Origin of the sequence: Actibacterium pelagium (assembly GCF_002285415.1) — a bacterium.
Taxonomy (GTDB): Bacteria; Pseudomonadota; Alphaproteobacteria; order Rhodobacterales; family Rhodobacteraceae; genus Actibacterium_B; species Actibacterium_B pelagium.
Window position 1 is genome coordinate 760,001 of record NZ_NSBU01000004.1, and the last position, 25,804, is coordinate 785,804.

Genomic DNA, 25,804 nt, shown 5'->3' on the forward strand with positions numbered 1-25,804 from the left:
TCCAGCGTTTTGGCCAGATGGGCATGGGTCGGATGCGGGTCGCGGCGCAGGGCATCGACGACAAAGATCTTCAGATCCTTCAGGACCGGCACGGCTTGGTCGTAGATCTCGGCCACATCAGGCAGGTAGGCCAAATCCTCGATCCGGAAGCCAAGGGCGTCGATAGAGCCGTGATTAACCTTGAACGGGGTGAACGTGATCTCTCCGCCAGCGCCATTGATGGTGAAGGGGCCGTTGATTGTGTGCATGTCGAGGATCGGCGGATAGGGCGAGCCCTCTGGCTGCACGAAAGCATAGCCAAAGCGCGATAGAAGGTCGTTTTGCGTGGGCCCGTCGGCCCAGACATCCAGCCTTTCGCGCATGTTGAAGACAATCTGGCGCAGATCGTCCAGCCCGTGCACATGGTCTGCGTGACTGTGGGTATAGACCACCGCGTCCAGCCGTCCGACATGGGCGTGCAGCAGTTGCGAGCGCATATCCGGTGTGGTGTCGATCAGCACTTGGGTGACACCTTCGGGTCCTTCACGTTCCACCAGCATCGAGCAACGGAACCGGCGGTTCTTGGGGTTCTGTGGGTCGCAGGCCCCCCAGTGTCCGCCAAGCCGGGGCACGCCCCCGGAAGATCCACAGCCAAGAATGGTGAAACGCAGGCTCATCAGGCGGCGACCTCATAGGTGGCGGCTTTGGAAAACAGACGTTCGAAATTCGCCTGCGTCTGCGCGGCGAAGGCCGCGTAGTCCATACCAAACACTTCGGCACCAACCTTGGCGGTATTGGCTGAATAGGCGGGCTCGTTCCGCTTGCCGCGATAGGGCGGCGGGGCAAGATAGGGGGCGTCGGTCTCTACAAGGATGCGGTCCACGGGGGCCGCAGCAAAGATATCGCGCAGGTCCTGACTGCGGGGGAAGGCCGCGATGCCGGACATGGACAAGTAGAACCCAAGGTCCAGAGCGGCTTTTGCCAACTCTGCAGAGGACGAGAAACAGTGCATCACGCAGGAATAGGCGCCATTGGCGTATTCCTCGGACAGGATACGGGCCATGTCATCGTCGGCCGCGCGGGCGTGGATGATCAGGGGCAGGCCGGTTTCGCGCGCGGCTGCGATATGGATGCGCAGGCTGTCCTTTTGCACCTGCGCGCTTTCGGCGGTGTAGTGGTAATCTAGCCCGCTTTCACCGATGCCTACGAACTTCGGATGTTTGGCCAGTGCGATCAGCTCGTCGACGGTGGCCATCGGTTCCTCTGCCGCGCTCATCGGGTGGGTGCCGGCAGCATAGAAGACGGGGGCATACGCCTCGGCGATCGCGCGGACTTGCGGCTCTTGCCGCAGTTTGGTGCAGATGGTGACCATGCGAGTCACGCCAGCCTCTTCAGCGCGCGCGATGATCTCGGGCAGTTCGCCATCGAAATCAGGGAAGTCGAGGTGACAGTGGCTGTCGGTGATCTGGGGTACGCTCATGCCTGCACTCTTGCGGCGATTTTTGCCGCTGTCTGGTCAATCTTCAGGACCGTATCAAGGATCAGCGACGAAGGGTCAAGGTTGACCGCTCGACCGTGCTGCATTCGATCGGTCAACTCTTGCGCAAGCTCGGCCCATGTCCGGGCGGCATAGGTATCGGGGCAGAGGCGGGTCATGACCTCGGCCTCGCCGGGGGCGGCTTCGGGGGCGGGCGGTCCCGCGACGCCGGTGCGGGCCAGTCGCGACAGGAAGGTGTCGATCAGGGTCAGAAGCAGATCGTATTTCGGCGCGTTGGCCTTGCCCACTGCGCTGTTGGCAAGCTTCAGCGCAATCTGGCGGTCCAGACGGGGCAGGGTGCCAAAGAGGCGCACAAGGTCGGAATAAAGGTCCAGCCCGCCTAGGTTGGTTAGCCGGACGGCTTCGCCCACCGACCCGCCAGAAAGCGCGGCAAGGCCCGTTGGGTTGTCGGTTTCGGCCTCTGCCTGCGCCAGCGCGAGGGCCATGTCCTCGGGCACTAGCGGTTGGCACCGCAACTCGCGGCAGCGCGACCGGATGGTCGGCAGAAGGCGCGAGGGTTGATGGGCAATCAGCAAGATCACCGCGTCTTCGGGCGGCTCTTCCAGCAGTTTCAACAGGGCGTTGGCGGCGTTGACGTTCATCTCGTCCGCGCAATCGACAATCACTACGCGGCGACCGCCGTCGGTTGAAGACAGCGAGAAGAAGTTCTTCAGCTTGCGCACCTCATCCACGGTGATGACGGTTTTCAGTGCGTCTTTCTTGTCGTCATAGGCGCGGCGCAGCAGGAAGAGGCCGGGTTCAGAAAGGGCCAGCAACCTATGAGAAACCGGATGATCGACAGGTATGTCCAATGTCTCGGGCGTGGGGGCGGTGAAGAAGCCGCCGTCCTCCTTGGGCGTGGCCAGAAGGAAGCGCGCCAGCTTCCATGCCAGCGTCGCTTTGCCCACGCCACGCGGTCCGGTGATCAGCCATCCGTGGTGCAAGCGGCCCGAATTGAACGCCGTCAGAAACGCCTCTTCGGCGGAGTGCTGGCCGTAAAGGACCTCTGTCTCACGAGGATGCGGGGCGCCGTCGATGGCATCGGGTTCAGGGCGGTCGCTCATCCCAGATTGGCCTTGGCGATCCCGGCGATCTCGGCGGCGACGGTGTCGATGTCACGGTTGCCGTCGATGACGATACAGCGGTCGGGGAATTCAGCCGCAAGGGACAAAAAACCCTCGCGCATCTGTTCCTGCATGGAGACGCCGAAATCCTCGAACCGTTCCTCGGTGCCTTGCCGCCCCTTGGCGCGGGCCAAGCCGACGGAGGGGTCCATATCGACAATGAAGGTCAGGTCCGGTTCGCGTCCGATCATCAGCTGGTGCAGCGTGTCCACCTGTTTGCGCAGATCACCCCGGGTAATGCCCTGATAGACCCGCGTAGAATCCGCAAATCGGTCGCAGATCACGACTTTGCCCGCGGCAAGCGCAGGCACGATGGTCTTTTCCAGATGATCCCGGCGCGCAGCCGTGAACAGCAAGAGTTCCGTTTGCGGCGACCACTTGTCAGGTTCGCCCTCAAGCACCATGCGTCGGATTTCTTCGGCCCCGGGGCTTCCGCCCGGCTCGCGGGTCAGAACCACTTCGATCCCTTGCGCTTCCAATGTCGCAGCAAGAGCTTTGGCCTGTGTGGATTTACCAGAGCCGTCGATCCCCTCGAAGGTGATGAACATGTCAGAACAGACTTTCGCCAGAAGTAATCTTGCCCATCAGAACACCAGCGGCGGTTCGGATGCGTGGCACGAAGCCGCCTTTTTCGACAGAGGTTTCAGCCACCAGCGGCAGGCGCTGCTGGTCCATTTCGGGCAGGTTCACAACCAGTTCCCCAAGTTGTTGACCCGCCTCGATCGGTGCCTCGATCGGGCTGTTGAATTCCACATGTGCCTCAATCTCGTTGCGGACTAAGGCAGGCAGGATCAGCTCGATATCTGAAGGGGCGACCAGCGCGACACTGCGTTCCGCGCCCATCCAGACCTTGGCTTCGGCTAGTCTTTGACCCTCTTTCGCAACGGTTTTTTGCACAAACTGGCGGAAAGCCCAGCTTACGACGCGCTCTGCCTCTTCGGCGCGTTCCTTTTCCGAATTCAGCCCACTGATCACGAAAATCACCCGGCGATTGCCCTGAACAGCAGAGCCAACAAGACCATAGCCCGCCTCGTTGGTGTGACCGGTTTTCAGACCGTCGGCCCCAATGCCCAGCTTCAAAAGCGGGTTGCGATTGAACCGGTTCGTCGGTGCACGTCCGTCAAAGTCAAACTCTGTCGCCGAGAAGAACCCATAATATTCCGGGAACTCCGAGATCAGCCTGTTTGCCAGCAACCCCAGATCGCGCATCGACATGCGCTGGTTAGGGTGGGGCCAACCGCTGGCGTTGGCGAAGGTAGAGTTCTCCATTCCCAGATCGCGGGCTCGGTCGTTCATCAAGCGCGCAAAGGCGGCTTCAGTCCCGGCAAGACCTTCGGCCACGACGACGCAGGCGTCATTGCCAGACATCACGATGATACCTTGGATCAACTCTTCGACGGTGGGGCGGTCACGTTCGTTCAGGAACATGGTTGATCCACCCATCTCGCGGGCCTTGGTCGAAACGGCAAAGCGCGTGTCCATGCTGACGCGCCCATCCTTCAGGGCCTCGAACAACATGTTCAGCGTCATCAGCTTTGACATCGACGCGGGTGGCAGCGGCTGCTCGGCATTCTTGGCGAACAGAACCGTGCCAGTGGTTTGATCCAGCACAAAGGCCGAATTGGCGCGCGTCTCGAACGCTGCGAAGGACGGAAGGCTCAGGCATAGAAGCGCCACGAGCGAAAACAGGAATTTGCGCATAAGGGCCTCCTTTAATTAGCGGCGAACCGGTTTCACGCCATCATAGCCTAAGGCCGATAGCTGCGCGACGAATGTGTCGTATTCGGACTGGGTTTGGGCCGGTCCGACGATGATGCGATAGCTGATCTGGTTCAGGAAGCGACGTTCCACGACCGTCGGCAGCAATCCTGCGCCGCTTAGCACAGCGCTGATCTGATCGGCTTCTTCGCGGGTTTTGTAAACACCAACCTGAGCAAACGGGGCTCTAGGCGGTTTTGGTGCTTCGACAGCTGCGGGCGCTTCGCTTTCGACGCTTTCGAGTGCGGCAGCAGCGGCGGCAATCGGGTCGTTCGAGGCAGGGCGCGCCGCTGGCTTGGTCGCGGCTTTCTCGGCAGCAGCGTCGGCTGCGGCGGCTGCGGCGGCCGCTTCCGCGGCTGCGCGGACTTCTGCTTCCGCCTGTTCCTTCGCCTCGCGTTCGGCAGCGATGCGCGCGCGCTCTTCCTCGCGGGCCTTGATCCGGGCTTCCCTTTCGGCTTTGCGCTTGGCCGCGGCTTCCTGCCGCCGCTTCTTACGCAGCTCTTCCGGGGTCAGCGCGGCAGCTTCGGTGCCCTCACCATCGGTTGCTTCGGTATCAGCTACTTCCGGCGCGGCTTCGATAACCTCTTCGGTTACTTCTGGTTCGGGCGCGGGTTCAGGTTCGGCCGGGGTGATGGTCACCGTCTCGCGGCGCAACGCAATCACCTGCAATTCTGTGGGTTGGCCGGCAAGAATGCCTAGGGCCGCCGCTGCATTCGAAGAGATCTGGAACCGCGGACCAGGGAAATCTCGCTCACGGCGGAACAGGGCCCCTGCAACGGTTTTGCCGGTAGAGACATTCGTGATGCGCACGCGTTCGGGCTGAGTTGCATCCGGATGCGCAACCCAAACCCCGCCAAAAGACGGGCGTCCGTCCCACAGACCGGTTTCATTCGCCGAAAATATCGAGGGAGCATCCACATCGGTTTCACGCTCAATCACTTCAGTTCCTGCCTGAACTTCAGCCGCGGGCGGAGCTTCCGTGGTTCCTGTGCCTTCCAACTCGCACGCGCTCAAAAGGCCGACTGCCGCCAGCCCACCAAGCCCACGCACCACCAAGGATGTTTTCATGACACTGCCCTTCGCCGCGACTGTTTCCGCGCGGTCCATAAAATCTGCCTGGGGGCATGATAGCTTCGGGTCCGGCGCATGGAAAGTCCACGCTGCGTCAACGGGCAAAAATTGGCTGGCACTTTCCGGTCACGAAGGGTAATTGGCTATGACGACCCGCCGGAGGAGTGGCAGAGTGGTCGAATGCACCGGTCTTGAAAACCGGCGTACGTGAAAGCGTACCGTGGGTTCGAATCCCACCTCCTCCGCCAGATCACCTTTTTGTAGAGTGTGATTGAGTTGCGAATTTCCTTATAAATATCTGAATTTAATGAAAAATTTCCCGAATAGATTTTTGCTGAGTTTGTTTCTATGATCCCTATATTATTTCAATGTGTGGTATAAAATGTGGTATGTAATTGGCGCTGACCGGTAAACTCACTAAGAAACTCGTACAAAATCTAGGCTCAGGTCGGCATGGTGACGGAAATGGGCTTTATTTAGTTGTTGATCCATCAGGCGCACGGCGCTGGATCGTTCGCGTCGTCGTTAAGGGACAAAAGAATAGGAAGGGCGCCCCTTTGAGGACGGACTTTGGGTTGGGTGGCGCAGATGTTGTGACGTTGAACCAAGCGCGTGAGCGCGCCCTGGAATATAGGCGCATGGCGAGGCAGGGTCTCAACCCGCGCTACAATGCGGAGCAGCAAGTCCCGAGTTTTGAAGAATTAGCGAAACAAGTTCACATTGAGCGGATGCCGACCTGGAAGAATGCTAAGCACGGCCAGCAGTGGATTAATACGCTACGCGACTATGCATTTCCTACAATTGGGCGAATGCCTGTCGATAACATTGGCCAGCCAGAGGTTTTGATGTGCTTGTCTCCAATTTGGACTCAGAAGCATGAGACAGCGAAACGTTTGGCGCAGAGGATCAAAACAGTTTTGGATGTAGCGCGCTCCAAAGGGTTCCGTTCCGGTGAAAACCCAGTGACTGCCATCAAGGACGGGAATGTTCTGCCCAAAGTGAATGCCAAGGTAAAGCATCACAAAGCGATGAAATGGCAAGACGTGCCAGCGTTCTATGCCGAGCTCAAATCTCGAAATGCCATGGCTGCGAAAGCATTGATGTTTACCTGCCTAACCGGTTCACGAACGAACGAAGTATTAGGTATGCGCTGGGACGAAATCGACGCAGAAGCCCGGCTGTGGACTTGCCCTGCGGATCGCATGAAAACAGGCGAACACCATAGAGTTCCTCTGACAGAAGAAATGCTTTCAATCATTGAGCCTCTTCGCGCCATGAAGTCGGAGTATGTTTTTGAGGGGCAGAAGAGGCATAGGCCTCTTTCCAACATGTCGATGCTGATGCTTTTGAGGCGGATGCAAGTGGAAGGAGTTACGGTTCACGGGTTCCGTTCTACCTTCCGGGACTGGGCCTCTGAGGTCTCGAACGCACAACGAGAGGTCGCAGAGTTGAGCCTGTCACACCGGATTGGATCGGATGTCGAGCGAGCGTATTCTCGGTCTGACCTTCTCGAAAAGCGGCGCGCTCTCATGGAACGTTGGTCGAAATTTGTTTCCGACGCTGGTGGCAGTGCAGAAAAAGTGGCACCAGAAGACGAAAAGTAAGGAAACCTCTGAAATGCGTTCTGGTCGGGTTCTGCTTTGACCAATTAAGCAATGTATACTTTGCAGTTTTTGTGCGGGGAACACATGAAGAAGAAATCTACGGAAACCATGCTCAACCGGCTCAAAGGCCTGCCCCTAATCAGGTAGAATTGAGTCGATGTACTCTTTAACTGACGTTACGGACTCAAAGTTTTTCCCATCAAAGCAATAGAAATCATCTTCCACATCGACTTTTTTTCCACGGTACTCAAATCCAACTTTTCCGACCAGCTGAGGATTCATTCCATTGGCATCTGTAATGGTGCCCATGGTTCGCTTGAACTTTCTCCAACCGAACCAGCCAATCAGGGTTCCGATGATACCTGATGGCAAAGAGAACAACAAAATACCGCTCGACCAACCGTCCCAGTTGAGAACTGCTGCGCCTGAGAATAAAAAGCCACAACCTCCGATGAATAATGCAATCAATGAGACTGTAAATAGACCGAGCTTCGCGTATTCGGGTTTCCCGACCGCCCAAACACCAAAGCATATCAATGCCGTGAAAACTAACAGATAAAACATCACCGAGCTCCTAACATAGAAAGCGAATTCATTCGCCGCGCCCGCGCAGCCGCGTCCCTGTAGAAAAGGTTGTAGGTGTCGAACGGGATGATCTTGCCATCCAAAGTAACAAAATGAACACAAGAGCGTTTCACGCGTGAAATACAAAAGTTGTGCGGATCAAGAAATTCTGAAACCACCACCCTGAAGATGTTAGAGTATTCCAGATTGCCCGGCGTCGGGACCTCTGGCAAGCAACACAAGAGCGCTTCCAACCGCTCCGATGAATTGGTCGGATCACTTTCTAATGAAAAGAACTCAAACAACCGTTTTCTTAGTTCGGGAAATTTCTCAAAACTGACCGTATTGGGCACTTCATCAACCAGCATTTCGCGCGGAAGAAAACTTGTGACCGGCGCAATGTCTTTTCCCTGCCGCAGAGCATAACCGATCGTGATCGATTCCGGGTTGCAGGGAAGCGGGATCACATCTCGTTCGGTGAACGGATTGTCTGCCTCAATGATGCTGCGGCGGATGTCGCTAAGAACGATTCTATCCCTGTCGGGCTCAAAGCCGTCATTGCGTCCGGCATCTTGTATCGGTTGGAAGGTCACGCCACGGACACAGGACCAGGTCAACGCATGTTTCACAATGTCGCCGACCTCGTCGTCGTTGAGGCCCTTCTTGATCACAGCGACAAGCGTCGTCGAAATCCCAAACTCCTCTAGATTCTCAAGAGCCTGCTGCCGAATGCGTGTCAGGTCGGCACCTCGTAGTTGTTGGTGCACGTCTGGCCTTAATGAATCGAACTGTAGATAAACTTCAAACCCGGGTTTGAGCTCGGCCAACTTGGCAACAAATTCCTTGTCCCGAGCAATGCGCAATCCATTTGTGTTGACCATCAAGTGTCGGATTGGTTTGGATTTCGCAAGGTGAAGAACTTCCAAGATATCTGGATGTAGCGTCGGTTCTCCACCCGATATTTGTAGAAGGTCTGGCTCAACCTCACTTTCGACCAGTGTGTTCAGCATTGTCTCGACTTCGGCCAGCGTCCGGGTTCCTGTTCGAGATGGTGAGGAGTCTGCAAAACACACCGGGCAGCTGAGATTGCAGTGTTCGTTTATCTCAATAATGGCGAGGCAGCTGTGTTGCTCATGGTCGGGGCAAAGGCCGCAGTCGTAGGGACAACCCCTGTCGATACGAGTTTGGAATTCATTTGGGCGATCGCCGGGTTTTACCCAGTCAAGGCAGCGCCTGTAGTAGTCTGCGTCTGTTGAAATCAGCGCTTTGCGTACGCCGTGGGTACGACACCTCTTTTGATAATATACATTCTGACCCTCGATGATGATCTTTGCTGGGACCGTCGCGAGGCATTCGTCGCAAAGAGACGTGGTTTGCCCGTGAAACAGATATGGAGCAGACTTACGTTCGAGCATCCTTTGACCTCAAAATCATGTAAATAGCGTATGCGATTAGACTGAGACAAACAAAGTGAAACAAATTTAATGGTCCAGCGATCGACGTGTAAGGTTTCAGGAATTCCCAGATGAACCGTTGGGCCGCGTAGAAACCAACCATCAAGTAGAACCCGTTTTTCAAGAAAAATGGCGAGCGAACGGCAAGCGCTATAACCGCTCCTACCAAGAATACTGCCATTGCCGTCGATTCATAGAGTTGCACCGGATGGCGCAAGATACCGTCACCGAAGTCCCACCCCCAGGATGCACCGGTCGGGATGCCGTGCGTTTGATCTTCGAGCCCGGAGAGCAAACAACCAATACGACCGACCGCCACGGTTGTCGTGAAACCAATGACAAAGATCACGCCGGTGCTACCCACTATGCCGCGAAACCTCTTATAGATCTCAATCGCCAAGGTCGCACCGGCAAGGGCGCCGACGATGCTGCGGCCAACCATTGGAATTTCTGACAAGATGAGGTTTGCGCTGCCCAGACCATACCCGCCGACTGCTGCCCCGGTGACCAACGCGATACCATAGCCTGTGCTTAGTTTGCCCAACGCCATCGCGTTTGCCGCACGAAGGCGCCAAGTATAGGCCAAATACGTTCCCACCAAAGAAAGCGATGCTGCAAGCAAGTCAAAGACAATGTGGATATTGAAACCGCTCATCTTCAAAGTCATTCAGCAGAAGCGTCTCCTGTCAACCGCTGCTGCCGTTCTAATCCTGAGACAAAGACTAGTTATGGGAATGGTTTGCTGCGCGAACGGGCACACCATTGCCTTCAAAACTGGACGGATAATTTGAATGCCATCTAGTCCGCTTCGAGTTCAGACCGACATCCGCTGCAATTTGACCAAATGTCCGCTCAAAGCCACCACCCTCAGAGATGCCCTCTACATCAGCGGCGGGTCATATGTCCTCCCCCGGCGGCTTAACAGTGCCTCACTACACGCCGGGGGAGAAGCAGGGAACGTTTAGATCATGCCGGCCTTTCGACACTGAATCAAAGCAGCATCGGGATGGCAGGCTATACCTTCGGGTAGGTAGGCTAATCTGGCGGCCGATCATTTGGAAACTGGTGTCACAGTGTAAACGCAGTCGTTTGGCATGGAGTAATTGAAGGGAAGTTGAGCGGACAGAGCGGTCGCTCAAGAGGTTTACTTCTCTCAACATTCTATTTGATGTCAGTCAAAGCCGTGTGGCGCTTTATGTTTATCATTCGTCAAATGCTTGCGAGCAACAAGATAAACGCTTTTCTGGCGGTGGTTTGTGTAATCGTGTGCTTGGGCACGTTGACGTCTGCAACTCTCGTCGTTGCCTCCTATCTTCTGATAGTTTTCATTTTTCCGGTCTTGCTGTTACCTTACGCGGGATGGGCCGTCTGGGCTTTCTTCATGTCTTCGATGGGCTGTCTGAGGCCTATATCAGTTGGACTGGCGATCACCCTTACCTTCATAGGGGTACCGTTTTGCGCCTATCTCCCCTACGAGGTCGCTCGGCAAGAGATGCTATTGCGAGCAACTGACATGCCAGACAGTCCTGGTCTTACCGTTTCAAGTATCTCCGCTGATCCTTTCGGGAACGCGTCCAGCGGGCCGGGTGTGCTTTATCGTATTGAAGCTCAGAACGAAACCTTGCCGGCTGTCAGGGACTTAACAGACAAGCTGGTTTCACAGGGGTGGGAGATTGTCGTCGGCGGTGTTCCAAATGCGAGAGGCTCGGGTCTCGGGGTTTTGTTCAGCAAGCCCGGAGGTGGCTCCGTCAGTCTGCGTGGAAGCTGGAATAGGACCTTGCACATCTATGAGAACGTCACGCTCAGGGAGAACTTCTCGCCGGTCTCACCCATTCTCCTGCTTATTACTCTGCTCGCAGGCGGATCGGTTTCGGCCGCTTATGCGGGTCTCAAAGGAAGGAAGGCCATGAATGGGAACAGCGTTTAGCCCACTTGGGTTGTTAATTTCTGGCTTCTTGGCGCTTGGCGCAGCGTTTCAGGGAAGTGCACAAGATACACCTGGCAAGGGGGTGCTCTATCCAATTCTCGTTGACGACAAGTGGGGCTTCATATCCGAAAGTGGAGACGTCATAGCGGAACCGGCTTACGACAGCTTGAAAGGCTTGCGGTTTCCGATTCCCGGATGCACAGACCTCAGGTTTGCTCCCAATGTTCTTGGTGCTGACGGGCCTGTTGCGGTGGCGAACTTCGCTGGTGGCGCGGCACTTAAATGGGGATTTGTCAGCGCAGAGGGCGAGATCATCCCCCCTGGTTATGACGAAGTATACGGCTTCCATGATGGGGTTGCGGCGGTGTCACGTGAGGGCAAATGGGGCTTCATTGATACCACCGGGAAGGATGTCATTCCCTTTGACTACGACTTCGCATCCGGGTTCCGCGCGGGCGTATCAATCGTCATGGTCGACGGGTGGTGGGGCCTCATTGACCGCGAAGCCCGATACGTCGTCGAGCCGAAATACGATGTCATCAGGTTCTTGAGCCACGGTCCCTACGTCATGTTTGAGACGAAGGGAAAGCAAGGCGTGATGCATGTGAACGGCGACGTGCTCGCGGAAGCCCAATTCGATCGGGTCAACGTCCTGTCAGAGGGCCTCTTGAATGTCTACGTGAGCGATAAGGCTGGTTACTACAATGTTGAGCGCAAGGCATTCGAATTCGAGCCGGAATTCGACATGGCTGCTCCATTCAACGAGGGTGTCGCTCAAATCAGGATCGGCAATGAAACTGGTTTCATTGACCGGAACGGAACTTACACCGTGGAACTTCAAGAACCGAACAAACAGATCATGTCGAATTTCGGTCAGTTCCATTTTGATTGGCCAAAACTGAGCCCAATTAGAAAATATATTGATTTAAAGCGCGGCAAAAAAGTCGTGGGATTGATTGATGTAAGGACTGGCTCGATCCTAATCGAGCCATCTTTTGCTTCAATTGGAATGGTCTATGACGATCGCGCAGTTTTCGAAGATAGTGGAAAATTCGGATACCTCGATGCGACTGGAAAGATCGTAATCCCCGCGAAATTCCAAGCAGCCTCGGACTTCTCAGGCGGTCTGGCCTTCGTGCGCTATCGCGGTGATCCCGCTTATATCGATAAGGAAGGAGAGATCGCCATCATGTTCGATGAGAAGCGGGTTCGAGGAAGCCCATTTCGCCTGAAACTCGCTTTCGTATACGGCGATGGACGTGAACGTTATATTGATCGTGACGGGACTGCGATCTACTCGTTCAGATCGGGATGTAAGTAATTTTGCGTTACGATTAGACTTAGGAACTGGATCCTATATGGCCGTCCGCTTGGGGCTTATACCCGTCATTTTCTTCAACGAAGCCAAACGTCGGGCTCGTTCCGGACCTTCGTGGCGGATTGGACCTATGTCCACGATGCGGATGAAGTGGTCAGTCGCGCGGTGTTCGCAGCACTAGTTACTCTGCGAACGAATTTTGCAAGGAATGGTGGCGAGCAGCCTACCCGTGGGGTCCAATTGCCGTTTTGACTTCGATCAACGACAAAAGACGCCTTTGCAAGGCTTAATTAGCCCGACTACTTACCGTTGTCCCGGTTCGGCAAACAGATTTGGAGAGGAAGATAATGAAACACGTTTCTTATTTGGCCACGGCCTTTTCAATCGCTTCATTTCCTGGGTTTGCTGATACGATTAATGTCGGATCGGTTCAGGTCTACAACGTGAGCAGTTACACAATTGATCCCGCGGCACTTCAAGGGTTCGAAAAGGCTTTGGGCGACGAGCTTTGCAAGCGCGCAGGCTTTTCTTGTGATTGGAAGGTTTTGCCTCCTGAGCAGCTTTGGTCTGCACTTCAAGCGGGCGAGGTAGACGCAATTGTGGCCGGGGTCTCGATGGGTGACGAAGCCATAGACGGTGTTGATCGAACGATGCCCTATTTAATGCTTGATCCATTCCTCCATATCGGCTTGCCCGGCACGCAATGGACGATTGAGGGGGCAATTATTTCGCACCTCCCTGACCCCGCAGTGACGGCATATGCCCAAACGACTGGCGCTTCTTTTAACGAATACGAAACCCTCGAAGCCGCTCTTGCCGCAGTGCGGGACAGGCAGGTCATGTCTTTGTTTGGCGAAAGGGAGGCCCTTGTCCCGGTGGCCGAGGCCTCAGGCGGCGAGTTTGTCATCATCGGGAACCGAGACGAAATCAAAATCAAGCCAGGCATCGCTATGGCGGTGCGTAGCGATGACATGGATCTGCGCTTCGCTTTCGAGGACCAGATTTTCGATATGTCTCAGGATGGAAGCTTGAACACATTGACTGAGACTTGGTTCGGCGTAGATGCCGCACGTTGGTAGATATCCTAGTTGGTGTATTTGTAATTTTTTGCGTTTTGTGCAAAAAATTTGGTTATAGAGTTCGAAAAATTCGTCGGCACAACGCTTCGCGAATACCGCGCAGGACAGAAAAAAGACTTCGCAGAGAGTAGAGGTCTTCTATGCATCTTAGACCGAGCAAAGAGGTCTAAATTGCGTTTAGCCGTTGAGCATAGTGCTAGTAATTACCGACGATAGCCAGCTTTCTATACTTTAGAAACATCAGCCCAAGGAGGTTAGAATGAAGTACATTCCTATTATGATATTGGCTCTGTCGTCATTTTCGACTGCCGCGCTCGCAGGAAAGCCACAAGCAGGTGACAGCCCAAGGCCGGGCATCACGTTCGACGGAGAGACCGGCGGAGGTGCTAATCGCGACAATTTCCCCGGAGGGGGAAAGAAGTAGCAAGTCCATAACTCTTAGTGGATACACCAAGGGGCGCACCTCGTCGCCCCTTGCAAATGGATTGGCGCAATCGTTCGTACCTGCCCTGATAAATCCAGAACTAGCTTCCTTTAGGCCTTAGCGTAGGCAGATGGAACCGCGCCATAATCAACTTTGCTCGGCGTCCTTCAAGAAAAAGGTAATAAGAACACCCAAGGGGCCTAAGAAAAAACCTAATGCAGCAGCGAGACCAGCTTTTGAAGGCGCGCGATCTCTCGCTACCATGATGCACTAACAATCAAATCGGACCACCCGATGGGGGCAGACCAGTGAGCCTTAAGGCCGATGAGGGCCGTCGAGGTGGCTTGGGTGCCTAGGGTGTTATGAAGCATTGTCAGTGCAGCAAGTAGCGGAAACTGTAATGAAGAAATGGCTAAATGTTATGGCTTTTGTCGCGGCTATGCTGTTGTTCATGGTCGTATTTGTTTATCTAGCGCAAGGCGTTCTTTTCGGCTTCAAGTTTGGTTTTGGATATGGATTGGTTCCCGTCTTATTGGGGCTTGCTGCCGTATTGGTTGTCTTAGCATGGCTGATGAAATGGCTTTCTCGATGACGAACAGATTGTCCTAATTGGAAAATTTATCGGCGGCCTTGATTGCATGTCGGCTGAGCGAACAAAGCTGCCTTCCCGTAGGCTGCTGTGTAATCCTCAGTACTGCTTCCTTCAGAAGTAGCGAATGTTCATTCACCTAAATTCACAGTCAGGACTCCGTCCATAGAGCCTAGTGTCTTTGCAGTCCTCAACGCGTTGTAGCGCCTCTTTGATTTGCTCCATTGTCATTTCACGTTCGAGTTCCCAAACGATCTTTTTGCTTGGGCCCATCAGTGTGACACTGGCGCCTTGCGAAAAGGGATACATGAACTCGTATGCCAGAACTAAGTCCCGTGGCACACCGCGGCCGTCACGGTACATCAATGCCAAATTGAAAATGGCGTCCGGGTTACCGAAACCCTTTTGATACCATTTCGCGGCTTGTTCAAAGTCCTGTGGTACGCCACGACCACTTTCGTACATGGCGCCCAAGGCAGACCGAGCATTGTTGGCTGCCGAATTATACTGAGGGTCATCTTCTCCGCCTTCAGAGGCGCGCAGATACCATTCGATCGCCTGATCATAGTCTTGGTCCACGCCAAGGCCCGCTTCGTAGCTTTGGCCGAGCAAATATTGTGCATGGACATGCCCCTGGTCGGCGGCGACGTTGAACCACTTGAAAGCCGCGATGTGGTCCGCGTTTGAGGAGTGCTTTCCTAGAATATTTCGGACAATCTGTCCCAGCCAATTGCCTTCTGGCGAAGGCGGTATTTGACCGCGTCTGTACATGAGGCCCAAATCATACTGCGCTCCGGCGTGCCCCTGAACTGCGGCAAGCCGATACCATTTTTCGGCTTGTGCAAACCGGTCATCCTGGCCCGAGACATGATAATCTCTTGCTAGGCGATATTGTGCTTCAGCTATCCCTTGCTCAGCAAAGGGCAGTAGCTCCTCTCTGTTCAATCGATAAAAATCAGAGGCCAAAGTCTGAGCCAAACAATCCAGCGGCGCGAGAACCAGCGCTACGGTTAGGATTAGTTCCGGACACCTCATAGGGTTCTCCTACTAGACTGTGTGAGGTTTCCTCTTCTTGAGAGCGCTGTGCCTCGCGGTAAATCAAACTAGCATCTCAGCCCTAAACTAATGCAAGCCTGTGCCGAGATGCAAAGACTGCCCGCTACAACGGCGGCGGGTCATCCGGAAACGGGCGTCAACGGTGTGAAAACAGTCGTTTGGCGTGGGGGTAATTGAACGGCGGTTCAGCGGGACAAAGTGTGAATTCACTTCAGCGTTCTCGACGTCTGGTCCCTTCATTATCGCGCAGCGGTCGTTTGCAGCAAGATTTGCTTCCAGATCGCTGTTTCATCATAGAGTGTCCATTCGCGACGAAGCTTCGGCATGCCGCTGGTCAGTTCTCCGTACTCGGCGTGCGTCGCACCAAGCACGAACACCTCGGCACCGGTAGGTTCACCGAAGGTACCATATCCCTGGTGTGTCCCGTGAAGGGTCCAGCGAACCGCAGCACGGGGAGGCATCGCCGGGTCTTCCCGGCCGATGACGTGGTGTATCCTGAAGTCCGCCTTCGGAAAGCTGGCCCTGAGCCCCATCCAAAATTGATCTGCACCGTCAAAGCTGGTGGCGCGAACGCCGCCTGGGTATTCCAGTTGAGCGGCGCGGTCATATTCTTCGCGGATCGCCTCGAATTCAGCATGCATGATCCGCTTGAGCATCGTCGCCAGACGCGTGCCCCAGGGGTTTTCGTTGCCCGTGCCACGGTAGGGACCGGCAACGTCGTTGGCAGGTGTATATGGCGGAACGCAGGCCTCTGGTCCGCCTTCGCGCGCGATCAGGTCCTGCGCATAGTCCTTCGGGTTCAAACCCAATTGCCGCACGATTGCTCCCTGATCGCGGATCAGCCATTCGTCGTTGATCTGGTTGTTGATGGCATGGCAGTCGGCAATAATTCGATATTGCAGCTTTGTGCCGGTGGGTGCCCCGTACACTCCCGGATGTGAATGCGTGGCAGTAGAGAGCAAACGGTGCGACGACAGCATTCCGTCTTCAGGCCTGCCGCACCAGATCACATCCTCACCCAGCAATGTGCGATCAGGGAACTCGGCAAGCGTCGCCATCGTTGCCGCGATGACATCCCTATTCCCGACGACAACCGAGGCGGGAGAGCGTACTACTATGCCGGGCGCATAGTAGTCGTGTAATTTTGCGATTTGGCGATCTTCCCACAGTTCTTTCGTAATGCCGATGATATAGTCGGGGAAATCGACGAATTTTGGGTCAAACCCTTTCATCGTCATGCATCACCTATTGGAAACGGCAATCGACCGGGAACGCGCACTTTGTTGAACTCACGCAGACGGGCAAAGACATCCACGCCCAGTTGCCGATAGGCGTCGAGGAGATCGACCATTACCCAGTTTTCGCGTATCTTGCCGTTCTCCATGCGCCAGAAATCCAGCGATTTCATGGTGATGCGCTTACCCGAAGGTGCAATGCCCATCCAACCGTCGTGTGTCACGGTCTGAATCATGTTTGGCCAGCCGGTCACCGCTGCATAGTCACCATCGCCAAAGAAGTGATAGGTGATCTCGTTAACATACTGCCCGCGATCCGGCATGCCGTTCAGAAATGGAATCTGGTGCCAGTTGCGGAAGCCAGTGATGCCGCGCGCTGTTCCAATACCTGCGGGGCCGTACCAGTTCACGCGGTCGCTCCAGAAGCGCGGCATCTCCATGACCTCGGGGCCGCCCTGGCTGGGATGCTTTTTCATGTGGTTCAGCATGGTGACGATGTGGTTGCAGGACGCATTCGCCTGCGTCTCATCCCACGGGCCGGGCACAAGACCATCGTTCGTGGCCGGACCGGGAATGCAGAACTCGAGACCCAATGACGGCGCCATGGGCCAGGCCCTAGCCTGCATCATCACTTCGGGGATGTCCCATAGAGTTTGAATCTCGACAACCTTACCGTCTTCGATCCGATAGAACTCATGGAACCGCATATGGGTCAGATGCCCCGTCGGCGGGATATCCAGCCAGGGCCCGACAAAGGTTCCAACATAGTGGCCGCCGCATCCGACCCAGTTGTCCCCATGTTCTGTCCGGCCCGCCATAACGATCCAGTCCCGGCGCTCAAGATCCGGCATCGCATCAAACAGCGGCGCGTAGCAGGAGTCGAAAAGATCATCCGGCCCAACCAAATCACCCAAGGGGTGCGGCATGTGAACGACCGCGTCAGCTGCTAGGGCTTGGCGAAGCGCCGGGCGAACTGCGCTTTCGCTAAAATCCACCATTGCACTTCGCAGCTTGGCAATAATTGACTTGTTCGCGGTGTGGACGTCACTCATGACAGGTGTTTCCGACATCCGGTTATCCTTTCACTGCTCCTGCGGTCATTCCGCTGACAATCTGACGTTGGAAGAACAAGATCAGGACAAACAATGGCGCGGTCGCGGAAACCACGGCAGCCACCGCATACATCACCTTGCCCTCGACTTGGGTTGTTCCAAGGAAGCTGTTGATTGCCGGAATGATGGTTTCGTTTTCTTCACTCAGCAGCATCGCCGTCACGGCGAAGTCGTTGTAGGCCAGAAGGAAACTAAACAGACCGGTGGTGATCACGCCTGGCCACATTACAGGCACGATCACATGTCGAAACGCCTGAAACCGCGTGCAGCCGTCCACCATGGCACTTTCGTCCATATCTTTGGGAATGTTCAGGAAAAACGAGTGTAGCATCCACAAAGTGAAGGGTTGGTTAATCGCGACAAGAACGATGATGGTCGTCGGCAAGTGGCCCCAGATGTTCCATTCGAAGAACGGCAGCAGATAACCCGAAACAAGTGTGATGTGGGGCATCGCGCGGAAGACAAGCGCGGCCATCAAGAGCCAGAAGGCATAGCGAAAGCCTGATCGTGCGAGAGCATATCCGCCCAGCGTGCCAAATGTCAGCGAGATAATTACCGTGAAGAAAACGACGATTCCGGAATTGATCACGTTCTGCCAGAACTCTTCGGTGATCCAGGCACCGTGATAACCAGCCCCGGTAAACGCACCGCCGGTTTCTTCTGTTGTGTTGGTTCCCCACAGTGCGTTCGTCCAGTCAGCTTTCGAGAAGAAGTCGGCCTGAACTTTGAAGCTTCCCCAAAAGGTCCAAAGGAACGGGAATGCTGCGATGAGAAGCCACAGCCCAACGAGCGCGAAAGATATCGCCTTAACAGGGGTCATTCGGGTCTCTAACTGAGTTGCCATGATCGTCCCCTCAATGCGCTTTGCGGTTGAAGTCGCGCCAGGTGCGGATCAGAACCGGCGTCAACAAGATGACCACCCCGATAATTGTCAGCATCGAGGTTGCTCCGGCCGAGCCGTAAAGCGGGTTTCCGCTTTCGCGAAGGTCGTTGTAGATGATCCAGCTTAGAGACCGCGCGTGCGCCTCTGCAGAAAAGCTGACAATCGGCTCAAACACCCGGAAATTGTCCATCAGAAGCATCAAGGTCACGAAAGACACGAGCGGCATCAGATGCGGGACGACCACGAATATTGTCCGTTGCCATTTGCTGGCCCCGTCAATCTGCGCGGCTTCCAAAGTGTCTGACGGTACTGTCTGAAGACCGGCATAGAACGTGATAAAGCTGAACGGCAATGTGTGCCACACCCCGTAAACGATAAGCATCGTCCAGGTCAGTGCAGTCGATGCCTTGAGGCTGAGATTTGGATCGTCGAAAATCAGCTGGATGGTCGCGCCAATCACGCCATCACCGTCTACCATCCAGAACAAGATGAGAGAGCCAACCAGCGGGGTCACCAGAAAGGGCAGAAGCGAGACAAAGATCGACGGGCCTTTCATCAATTTGGGCAGGCCGTTAACGCCAATCGCGATGGCCAGTCCAAGGACGAGCACCAAGGGCGTGACAATAGCGGTGTAGGTGAGTGTGAATATTAGCGCGTTATAGAACGGAAGATCGAACACTTGGTCCCAAAACTCACCAAATGTCGTGGTGGAACCCCAGGCATTGCCAACCTCGGCAAATGCCAGGTGCGAGCGGTTAATATAGGTACCCAATCCATTGTATTGCCCCATAGGGGCTTCCTCCCGAAGCTTCTCAGTAGCTTCAAGATCGACCTTCGTGGACTCTTTGCACCCGAAGGGGCCGCAGCTTTCAGAAACGACAAGGACTTGTTCGTGCTGCACAAAAAGCGACTGTAAAAAGACCGACACGATCGGCAGAGCGATAAACAGTATCATCGCTGACAGCGTTGGCAGAATGAACCAGAAGAATGTCCGATGCTTCATGACGGGGCCCTCAGATTGGGGGTGATTGATGTGAGGGGAGCCTTCGAAGCATTGCCCCCCTCACACAGGTTTCTTCAGATTAGTTACTTAAGAAACCTGCTTCTTTAGCTGCAGTCGTGTAGGCCGCTTCGACGTCTGCTAGGGCCTTCTCGGCGCTCTCATCACCTTTCAGGAAGTCCGTGAGTTCCGAACCCAATGCGTTGTGCATCAGCCCGATCTGCGGAAGCATCGGATAAGGTGCTGCGCCTCCCTGTGCCGTCGCGGAAACACCTGCCGCAGCTGGACCCGGTTTGAATCCATCTAGCAACCAAACAGCATCATCATTGTTGGCGGCGACCATCTCAGCCGTCAGAGCACTCGCCAATGCGGCAAAGGTGGCTTCGGCTTCAGAATCCGAGACGTTGGTCGAAATGGTAAAACCATCCCACCAGAGCGTTGCACCGGGAACGCCGCCCGGCTCCACAGAGGGCGCAGCCGACAGAACGGTGTTGGAAGTCACTTCCTCGGTCGATCCTTCATCGTCCAGAATTGGCGAACCGCGCGAGCCCCACATGATGCCCAATGCCGCTTCACCGGCTTCCCACAGACCCTGGGTTTCGTTTGATGCCTGGGTCAAATGGTCTGGATGTGCATATTCAACCAACGATTTCAAAGTCTCGAGTGCCGCGACGCCGGCAGCGCTGTTCACAGATGGTTCCGCGCTGCCCGGCTTGAAGAACTCACCGCCATGAGCAAGAAAAGCCAGATTGAACGACTCGCCAACATTCCATCCGGTCTTCATGTTCATCACGATAGGGTATTCCATGATGCCAGCTTCGCGGATTGCTTTTGCAGCGGCGACCACTTCGTCATAGGTGCCCGGTACGCTATCAATTCCGGCCTGAGACAGAATGTCCGTTCGCGAGAACAAATGCTGGGAGTTTGCCATAAACGCAATGGCCATAACGTTGCCGTCAATGCTGATCTTCAGATTGTCAGGAATGTTTTGCCCGTACTTTTCAATAAGATCATTCAAAGGACGCACGAGCCCATCGTTCATCAATTGCGTCAACGTCGAGTTTGCGACAATAACGCTGGTGTATTCTGCAGGGTTAGGTGTCAGCGCTGCGTTCATAATCTGACGGGCTTCGGTGGTGTGATTGCGCGAGAACTCCGCTGCAGCGGCCGCGCAGTTCTCTTCAGCGGTTCCCGCGACGGCATGAATTGCGGGGAAGTCGCTGGCAAGAATGCGGATCGACTGCCCGGATGGTCCACAATCCGCGGCAAAAGCTGCTGAGGACATCAGACTCGTGAGTGCTCCGGCTGTGATTAGTTTTTTGAGAAGCATTTTTCTCTCCCTGTGTTCGAGGGTGCAACTTCGAAGCCCGCACCCGATTTGCTCCGCTTTCGCGGCAATTTCTCGACGTTAACTTCCGACACGCGCTCCGGTCGTTGCGTCGAACAGGTGGCACTGTTCGGGTGCAACTGATATTGAAACCGTTTCGTCGATTTCTGCGCGATAATTCTTGTCGGCCTTGACCGAAACAAGCGCCCCACCGATGCGAACCGAAACCATGGTTGCATCGCCTAAGAGTTCCATCGTGTAGATAGGCGCATTGATCTGGCCACCGCTTTCAGCAACATTTGCATCCTCGGCACGGAAGCCCAGAGTGATTGTGCCATCCGGTACGTTCAGGCCACTAATCTCGACGTGCTTGGCGCGGAAAGTGCCACCTGATATTTCGCCTTCGACGAGGTTCATCGCCGGATTGCCAATGAAGCTGGCCACAAATGCGTTGGCGGGCCGGTCATAGATATCAACAGGCGTGCCAACTTGCTGAACCACGCCCCGTTTCATGATGACAACGCGGTCGGCGAGGGTCATCGCCTCGATCTGGTCGTGAGTCACATAGATCGTCGTAACAGCCAGTTCGTGGCTTAGGTTCTTGATCTGCGCACGGGTTGAGACCCGAAGCTTTGCATCCAGGTTCGACAGCGGCTCATCCATCAGGAAAACGTTTGGCTGGCGTACAATGGCACGGGCGAGGGCCACGCGCTGACGCTGGCCGCCGGAAAGCTCTGCTGGTTTGCGGTGCAGGAAGTCATCAAGTTCCACCATCGCGCTGGCGCGGCGGACTTTCTCATCGTGGGTCGACGGATCAACCCCGCGCACCCTAAGTGGGAACCGAATGTTTTCGTAGACATTCAGGTTCGGGTAAAGCGCGTAGCTTTGGAAAACCATCGCCACGTCGCGGTCTTTCGGCTCCATGTCGTTGACGCGCTGACCATCAACCAGAATATCGCCTTCTGTTGCGTCCTCCAGTCCCGCAATCATCCGCATCGTCGTTGTCTTGCCGCAACCTGACGGGCCAAGAAGCACGAGAAACTCCTTGTCGGCAATTGTCAGGTCAAAGTTATCGACCCCCACAAAAGACCCCCAACGCTTCCCGATATTGCGAAGCTGAATTTCCGCCATGTTCCCTCCCGGAATCTCCTTGCATACGATTGCAAGAAGACTAGACGAACAATGATTTTTAGAATAATGAATTCGTTCAATGAGAGATATAAATCAAATTGATCTCAGGTTGGTCGACACCACCATCCTCCTGGTTTTTCTCGGTGCCATGCGCCATCGGAAGGCCACGGCTGTTGCGCGCGAAATGGGGCTGACTCAACCAGCGGTCAGTCATGCTTTGAAGCGATTGCGTAATCTTTATGGGGACGCCCTGTTTTTGCGACGCGCTCACGGGCTGGAGCCAACCGCTCTGGCGTGCGAACTGGAACCCAAGGTTCGCAGGATTGTCCGGCTTATTTCGGAGACTCTGGAGGGGGCTGAGGAGTTCAACCCAAGTACGGCCGCGACTGACTTGAAGATCGGCGCGTTCGACTATGAACTTACCGGGATCATTCCAAAGCTTGTTGCCGAGCTGCGCAAAGTCAGCCCGAACATCAACATCCATGCCTTTCCGTTGCACAATATCGAAGCGTTGGACGCACTGGCGCAGGGCCGGATAGATCTATCGATCGGATATTTCGACTTTCCGGCAGGAAGCGAAAACACGTTTGTCGCCCAAGAGCTTTTTCCAGAGCACTATGTACTTGCTGGCCGACGGGATCATCCGCTTCTATCGGGCGATCTGACATTGGCGCAGATCGCGGCGGCGAACCACCTTCTCATTTCACCACATGGCCCAATCCGAGATCTGGTGGATCATGCGTTGCATCTTCAAGGTTACAAAAGAAACATCCAGACGATTGTTCCTTCGCTTTTCGCTGCGCTTTCGATCGTCGAAAGTTCAGACCTTGTGGTGACCCTCCCTGAACGAGTTGCAAGAGACAATGCGCGGCGATTTGACATCGTCCACCAGCCTCTGCCGATTGAGGGTGGTACGTTCCACTTGCATGCCGTCCGTCACATCCGCGATGCCAATAACCCACTTCACATCTGGCTGTTGCAAAAGGTACGAAGCGTGATCCCGGATTAGTCTCTCAATGCTTGCCCGCTCGATGGCGCGCGAATTTGCCTTTGCTTTCACTCCAACACTTACTTACAAACAGCCAAGTGCATTGATTGATTTCGGCAAGCGGACATTGGTGCGCCTTGCTTCAACCGACAGTTTGGGCTCAAACCGGGCCTTCGCCGCAATGTGAACGAAAGCCTGCAATGCGGGACTTTGCCGCCGTTCAGCTATGGCACCTTGTCTACCAAGATCGCATTGAGCGTAGACCCTTAGCAACGCAGCATTGCAAGCGTTTGGAAGTCATTCGAATTCCAGAACTTCCTTGCGAGAACACGATTAGGAAACTCGATGATGAAAGCAGCGTCTGGAAGCGGCTCACTGTTTCTGATCTTGAACCGGGTAGCGGTCAGGTTCCTCGAACACATCCATCGCTTTGGTACCGGCTTTAATCCTTGCACTGTGAACCACGCCCGAAGGGATGTTCCAAGTTTCGCCGGGTCCATAGGAATGGGTTCTGCCATCAATGGTCAGTTCAACCTCGCCTTCGAAGCAAGTTCCCCACTGCCCTTCGTGTGAATGCGCAGGCAATTCAACGTCTTGATGGAAGTCAAAAAACACAACTAACCCGTTGTCGGACCGGATAGCGTGCGCTTCAACGACCTCCTTCGGAAATGGAATATCGAGAAGTGGAAAATTCTTCATAAAATCAGGAAAATTCATCTCTTGAGGCTCTCTACAATCTTTTCACTTTCCTAAGTAAAACCTCTGAGCGAGCCGCCAGTCAACTTCAACAATGGGCTCATAGCGATCATTCGCCGCGAGGGCACGAATGGCTGCTGTGGGCTGGAAACGAACACTATTGGTTAAGTCTCCAAAAGCTCATTCCCGAATACGTTAGCCCTTGACACGATCATCCGAAATTCGACCAACTCGCTTTGCTGACATTTCGAAAAGTAAATACCAAAAGCCCCCACTGGTGCCCCCCTTTTTTCAAAATGACTTCCTCTAGACCAGATTTGAGCGCTCGTTGAAATGCCAAAAGGGTCTCCCTAAGTACCCCTTTATGAGCGAAATGACAGTAGACGAAGAGATCGATGCGATTGTCGACAAGTTGATCGGACCACAGGACGACTCCGTTCCCACGACACTTTTAGGCGGAGCTGGACGCCGGCTTGATGTGTCGAAGCAGAACTTTCACGAAAGCAAAGAAGAATTTAATTTAGAGAAAGAAGCCGTCGAGGCCGTGATCAAGAATTTGGAATCGGCTATTTCCCGATTAGTCTTGGAAAAGGGCAACATGTCCAAGAACCAGATGCTTGAACGACTGAGCGCTGCGATTAATACGCGAGCTGTTCGAGTGGTCGGGCGGCAGCGGGCTGAAACGTCGGTTGATCTGGCTTTAAGCAACGTAGCGCAGTCTGGTTTCTCCCATGTGTCTTTGATGGTGATGGCCCAAGCGGTCTATCTTTATAACGACAGGCTCAAAGAACTCCTTGATCAGGAGGAGAGGTTTTGGTCGGTCGCCCACCGACCACCAAACCATTATGCGAGGACCATCGCGCTACGCCTCGCTCGACTGTATGCAAAGCATAAGCGCAAAAAACCAACTTATGGAGCCGCTCGGGATGGAGGCCATCCATCGACAGAGTTTGGGCGAGCGCTGGAAGAGATCTATGAAGTGCTTGGGATTACAGCCAGCGTGCATAATCAAGCTAAGTGGGCCATCAGTCAGCTGACTGAAGAAGACATCAATCCACCGGCAAATGCACTAGGGTTATTGAACTACATGTCTCTGAAATCCTAACAGGCACTCCACTATCGATTTCTAACTTTCGACGAATTTAAAAGGTGTGTGATCTAAGGCCTTTTCAAAGCGGCCATATGGGATTTCACGGTTTGTTCCCATGCCGGTGAAACCCTGCTCAAAGTAATCCAGTCCAACACAAAAGGATTGGAAAATGACAAACTTGTTTGAGCAGAACCGAAACTACGTACTTGGGGATACAGAGCTTGATCTGATTGGTGACCGTGAAAAACTCGCACAGTGGCGTCACAAGGGGGTCGGGCCAGCATTCTACAAGTTGGGTCGCAAAATTATCTATCGTGGCGAGGACCTCAACGCTTGGGCGGAAGCCAACAAGTTCGAACCGTCGAAACGCGTGACCAAGTAATGGCAAAGCGCATTTCGTCACAACGTATCAAGAAAGATCGGCTCTATACCTACGAAACGGCGGCTGCATCACTCAAGGTGACGCCCGCCACTGTTCGTTCATGGCGCAAGGTCGGCTTGCAGGTGATGTCCGAGCGCAAACCCCACTACATTCTTGGTGAAGCACTGATTGAATTTCTCGCGAGACGTTCAATCCGGAAATCAATCAAGATGGCTTCGGACCAGATGTACTGCCTGAGCTGTCGTATGCCTCGGCGCCCTCTTGGCGCAATGCTCGATTATGTCCCTAACGGCGATGCGAAGGGTCGGCTAGTTGGTCTTTGTGAGGCTTGTGAGCGACCAATTCAACGCTTCTCATCAAAGGCTGATTTGGTCGGGCTTTCGGAAGTTTTCGAGATCGCAACCAAGGTTGACTCTCAAGCCTAACGGAACCCCGCAGCCGTAGTTTGAAACCTCACTTCAGCTGACGTGGCCGAA

28 protein-coding genes and 1 tRNA gene (1 of these 29 only partly in view) are annotated in these 25,804 nt (G+C 54.6%); 12 read left to right on the top strand and 17 right to left on the bottom strand.

Features of this window, described 5'->3' with window-relative positions:
* The 6 genes in view from CLM58_RS03915 to CLM58_RS03940 are tightly spaced (at most 15 nt apart) and all read right to left on the bottom strand, a layout consistent with a single transcriptional unit that may run on beyond the window.
* Positions 1-659: the 5' portion of an MBL fold metallo-hydrolase gene (locus tag CLM58_RS03915; RefSeq protein WP_095594576.1), read on the bottom strand. Its footprint begins 139 nt before the window's first position; the window shows 659 of its 798 coding nt (coding positions 1-659); it begins with the start codon at positions 657-659; its stop codon lies beyond the left edge, outside the window.
* Entirely contained in the window at positions 656-1,459 is an 804-nt protein-coding gene (locus CLM58_RS03920) for a TatD family hydrolase (protein ID WP_095594577.1), read from the bottom strand. The genes CLM58_RS03915 and CLM58_RS03920 overlap by 4 nt, the downstream gene beginning before the upstream one ends.
* Positions 1,456-2,580, bottom strand: coding sequence for a DNA polymerase III subunit delta' (locus CLM58_RS03925; protein WP_095594578.1), 1,125 nt, complete (start codon positions 2,578-2,580; stop codon positions 1,456-1,458). The genes CLM58_RS03920 and CLM58_RS03925 overlap by 4 nt, the downstream gene beginning before the upstream one ends.
* On the bottom strand, positions 2,577-3,188 hold the full coding sequence (gene tmk, locus CLM58_RS03930) for a dTMP kinase (protein ID WP_095594579.1): 612 nt from the start codon (positions 3,186-3,188) through the stop codon (positions 2,577-2,579). Before tmk ends, CLM58_RS03925 begins: the two co-directional genes overlap by 4 nt.
* Before the next feature lies 1 nt (position 3,189).
* Positions 3,190-4,341, bottom strand: coding sequence for a D-alanyl-D-alanine carboxypeptidase family protein (locus tag CLM58_RS03935; protein WP_095594580.1), 1,152 nt, complete (start codon positions 4,339-4,341; stop codon positions 3,190-3,192).
* A 15-nt stretch (positions 4,342-4,356) separates the two neighbouring features.
* Positions 4,357-5,466, bottom strand: a complete 1,110-nt coding sequence (locus CLM58_RS03940; RefSeq protein WP_158221847.1) for an SPOR domain-containing protein — start codon at positions 5,464-5,466, stop codon at positions 4,357-4,359.
* A 161-nt stretch (positions 5,467-5,627) separates the two neighbouring features.
* Here CLM58_RS03940 and CLM58_RS03945 point away from each other — a divergent pair.
* Both CLM58_RS03945 and CLM58_RS03950 read left to right on the top strand, forming a co-directional pair.
* Positions 5,628-5,717, top strand: a tRNA-Ser gene (locus tag CLM58_RS03945).
* Positions 5,718-5,864: 147 nt separating this feature from the next.
* Entirely contained in the window at positions 5,865-7,073 is a 1,209-nt protein-coding gene (locus CLM58_RS03950) for a tyrosine-type recombinase/integrase (protein ID WP_095594582.1), read from the top strand.
* Between the two features lie 135 nt (positions 7,074-7,208).
* Here the strand turns inward: CLM58_RS03950 and CLM58_RS03955 are convergent, their stop codons facing one another.
* From CLM58_RS03955 to CLM58_RS03965, 3 genes are read right to left on the bottom strand one after another with little or no spacing between them, the layout of a single operon-like run.
* Positions 7,209-7,637 (bottom strand): hypothetical protein, encoded by a 429-nt coding sequence (locus CLM58_RS03955; protein ID WP_095594583.1) that lies wholly within the window; start codon positions 7,635-7,637, stop codon positions 7,209-7,211.
* On the bottom strand, positions 7,637-9,052 hold the full coding sequence (locus CLM58_RS03960; RefSeq protein ID WP_095594584.1) for a radical SAM protein: 1,416 nt from the start codon (positions 9,050-9,052) through the stop codon (positions 7,637-7,639). Before CLM58_RS03960 ends, CLM58_RS03955 begins: the two co-directional genes overlap by 1 nt.
* On the bottom strand, positions 9,039-9,746 hold the full coding sequence (locus CLM58_RS03965) for a prolipoprotein diacylglyceryl transferase family protein (RefSeq protein WP_158221848.1): 708 nt from the start codon (positions 9,744-9,746) through the stop codon (positions 9,039-9,041). Before CLM58_RS03965 ends, CLM58_RS03960 begins: the two co-directional genes overlap by 14 nt.
* A 540-nt stretch (positions 9,747-10,286) precedes the next feature.
* On the opposite strand from CLM58_RS03965, the gene CLM58_RS03970 reads away from it, so the two are divergent.
* From CLM58_RS03970 to CLM58_RS03985, 5 genes are all read left to right on the top strand, one after another.
* Entirely contained in the window at positions 10,287-11,018 is a 732-nt protein-coding gene (locus CLM58_RS03970; RefSeq protein WP_143226518.1) for a hypothetical protein, read from the top strand.
* Positions 11,002-12,339: a WG repeat-containing protein gene (locus CLM58_RS03975; protein WP_095594587.1), complete on the top strand. Its 1,338-nt coding sequence runs from the start codon at positions 11,002-11,004 to the stop codon at positions 12,337-12,339. The genes CLM58_RS03970 and CLM58_RS03975 overlap by 17 nt, the downstream gene beginning before the upstream one ends.
* 344 nt (positions 12,340-12,683) lie before the next feature.
* A complete protein-coding gene (locus CLM58_RS03980) occupies positions 12,684-13,415 on the top strand; it encodes a transporter substrate-binding domain-containing protein (protein ID WP_095594588.1) in 732 nt (243 codons plus the stop codon).
* A 259-nt stretch (positions 13,416-13,674) separates the two neighbouring features.
* A complete protein-coding gene (locus CLM58_RS17100) occupies positions 13,675-13,839 on the top strand; it encodes a hypothetical protein (protein ID WP_158221849.1) in 165 nt (54 codons plus the stop codon).
* Between the two features lie 400 nt (positions 13,840-14,239).
* Positions 14,240-14,431 carry a hypothetical protein gene (locus CLM58_RS03985; protein WP_095594589.1) on the top strand — a complete coding sequence of 64 codons (192 nt, stop codon included), beginning with the start codon at positions 14,240-14,242 and terminating at the stop codon, positions 14,429-14,431.
* A gap of 132 nt (positions 14,432-14,563) precedes the next feature.
* Here CLM58_RS03985 and CLM58_RS03990 read toward each other — a convergent pair whose 3' ends face one another.
* From CLM58_RS03990 to CLM58_RS04020, 7 genes are all read right to left on the bottom strand, one after another.
* Positions 14,564-15,463, bottom strand: a complete 900-nt coding sequence (locus CLM58_RS03990; protein WP_095594590.1) for a tetratricopeptide repeat protein — start codon at positions 15,461-15,463, stop codon at positions 14,564-14,566.
* Between the two features lie 260 nt (positions 15,464-15,723).
* A complete protein-coding gene (locus CLM58_RS03995) occupies positions 15,724-16,716 on the bottom strand; it encodes a nuclear transport factor 2 family protein (protein ID WP_095594826.1) in 993 nt (330 codons plus the stop codon).
* A gap of 2 nt (positions 16,717-16,718) precedes the next feature.
* Entirely contained in the window at positions 16,719-17,771 is a 1,053-nt protein-coding gene (locus CLM58_RS04000; RefSeq protein ID WP_095594827.1) for an ester cyclase, read from the bottom strand.
* A 22-nt stretch (positions 17,772-17,793) separates the two neighbouring features.
* On the bottom strand, positions 17,794-18,675 hold the full coding sequence (locus tag CLM58_RS04005; protein WP_095594591.1) for a carbohydrate ABC transporter permease: 882 nt from the start codon (positions 18,673-18,675) through the stop codon (positions 17,794-17,796).
* A 10-nt stretch (positions 18,676-18,685) separates the two neighbouring features.
* On the bottom strand, positions 18,686-19,717 hold the full coding sequence (locus CLM58_RS04010; protein ID WP_095594592.1) for a carbohydrate ABC transporter permease: 1,032 nt from the start codon (positions 19,715-19,717) through the stop codon (positions 18,686-18,688).
* 79 nt (positions 19,718-19,796) lie between these two features.
* Positions 19,797-21,044 (bottom strand): ABC transporter substrate-binding protein, encoded by a 1,248-nt coding sequence (locus CLM58_RS04015; RefSeq protein ID WP_095594593.1) that lies wholly within the window; start codon positions 21,042-21,044, stop codon positions 19,797-19,799.
* A 78-nt stretch (positions 21,045-21,122) separates the two neighbouring features.
* Positions 21,123-22,172, bottom strand: coding sequence for an ABC transporter ATP-binding protein (locus CLM58_RS04020; RefSeq protein ID WP_095594594.1), 1,050 nt, complete (start codon positions 22,170-22,172; stop codon positions 21,123-21,125).
* Positions 22,173-22,281: 109 nt separating this feature from the next.
* Between CLM58_RS04020 and CLM58_RS04025 the strand changes: the two genes are divergently transcribed.
* Entirely contained in the window at positions 22,282-23,181 is a 900-nt protein-coding gene (locus tag CLM58_RS04025) for a LysR family transcriptional regulator (RefSeq protein WP_229666193.1), read from the top strand.
* Between the two features lie 22 nt (positions 23,182-23,203).
* Positions 23,204-23,347: a hypothetical protein gene (locus CLM58_RS17105; RefSeq protein WP_158221850.1), complete on the top strand. Its 144-nt coding sequence runs from the start codon at positions 23,204-23,206 to the stop codon at positions 23,345-23,347.
* A 185-nt stretch (positions 23,348-23,532) separates the two neighbouring features.
* Here CLM58_RS17105 and CLM58_RS04030 read toward each other — a convergent pair whose 3' ends face one another.
* Positions 23,533-23,877 carry a cupin domain-containing protein gene (locus CLM58_RS04030; protein WP_095594596.1) on the bottom strand — a complete coding sequence of 115 codons (345 nt, stop codon included), beginning with the start codon at positions 23,875-23,877 and terminating at the stop codon, positions 23,533-23,535.
* Positions 23,878-24,220: 343 nt separating this feature from the next.
* Between CLM58_RS04030 and CLM58_RS04035 the strand changes: the two genes are divergently transcribed.
* The 3 genes from CLM58_RS04035 to CLM58_RS04045 all read left to right on the top strand — a co-directional run bounded on the left by CLM58_RS04035 (position 24,221) and on the right by CLM58_RS04045 (position 25,753).
* Entirely contained in the window at positions 24,221-24,961 is a 741-nt protein-coding gene (locus CLM58_RS04035; RefSeq protein ID WP_143226519.1) for a hypothetical protein, read from the top strand.
* 154 nt (positions 24,962-25,115) lie between these two features.
* Positions 25,116-25,328: a helix-turn-helix domain-containing protein gene (locus CLM58_RS04040; protein ID WP_095594598.1), complete on the top strand. Its 213-nt coding sequence runs from the start codon at positions 25,116-25,118 to the stop codon at positions 25,326-25,328.
* Positions 25,328-25,753 carry a MerR family transcriptional regulator gene (locus CLM58_RS04045; RefSeq protein ID WP_095594599.1) on the top strand — a complete coding sequence of 142 codons (426 nt, stop codon included), beginning with the start codon at positions 25,328-25,330 and terminating at the stop codon, positions 25,751-25,753. Before CLM58_RS04040 ends, CLM58_RS04045 begins: the two co-directional genes overlap by 1 nt.
* The last annotated feature ends 51 nt before the right edge of the window (positions 25,754-25,804 follow it).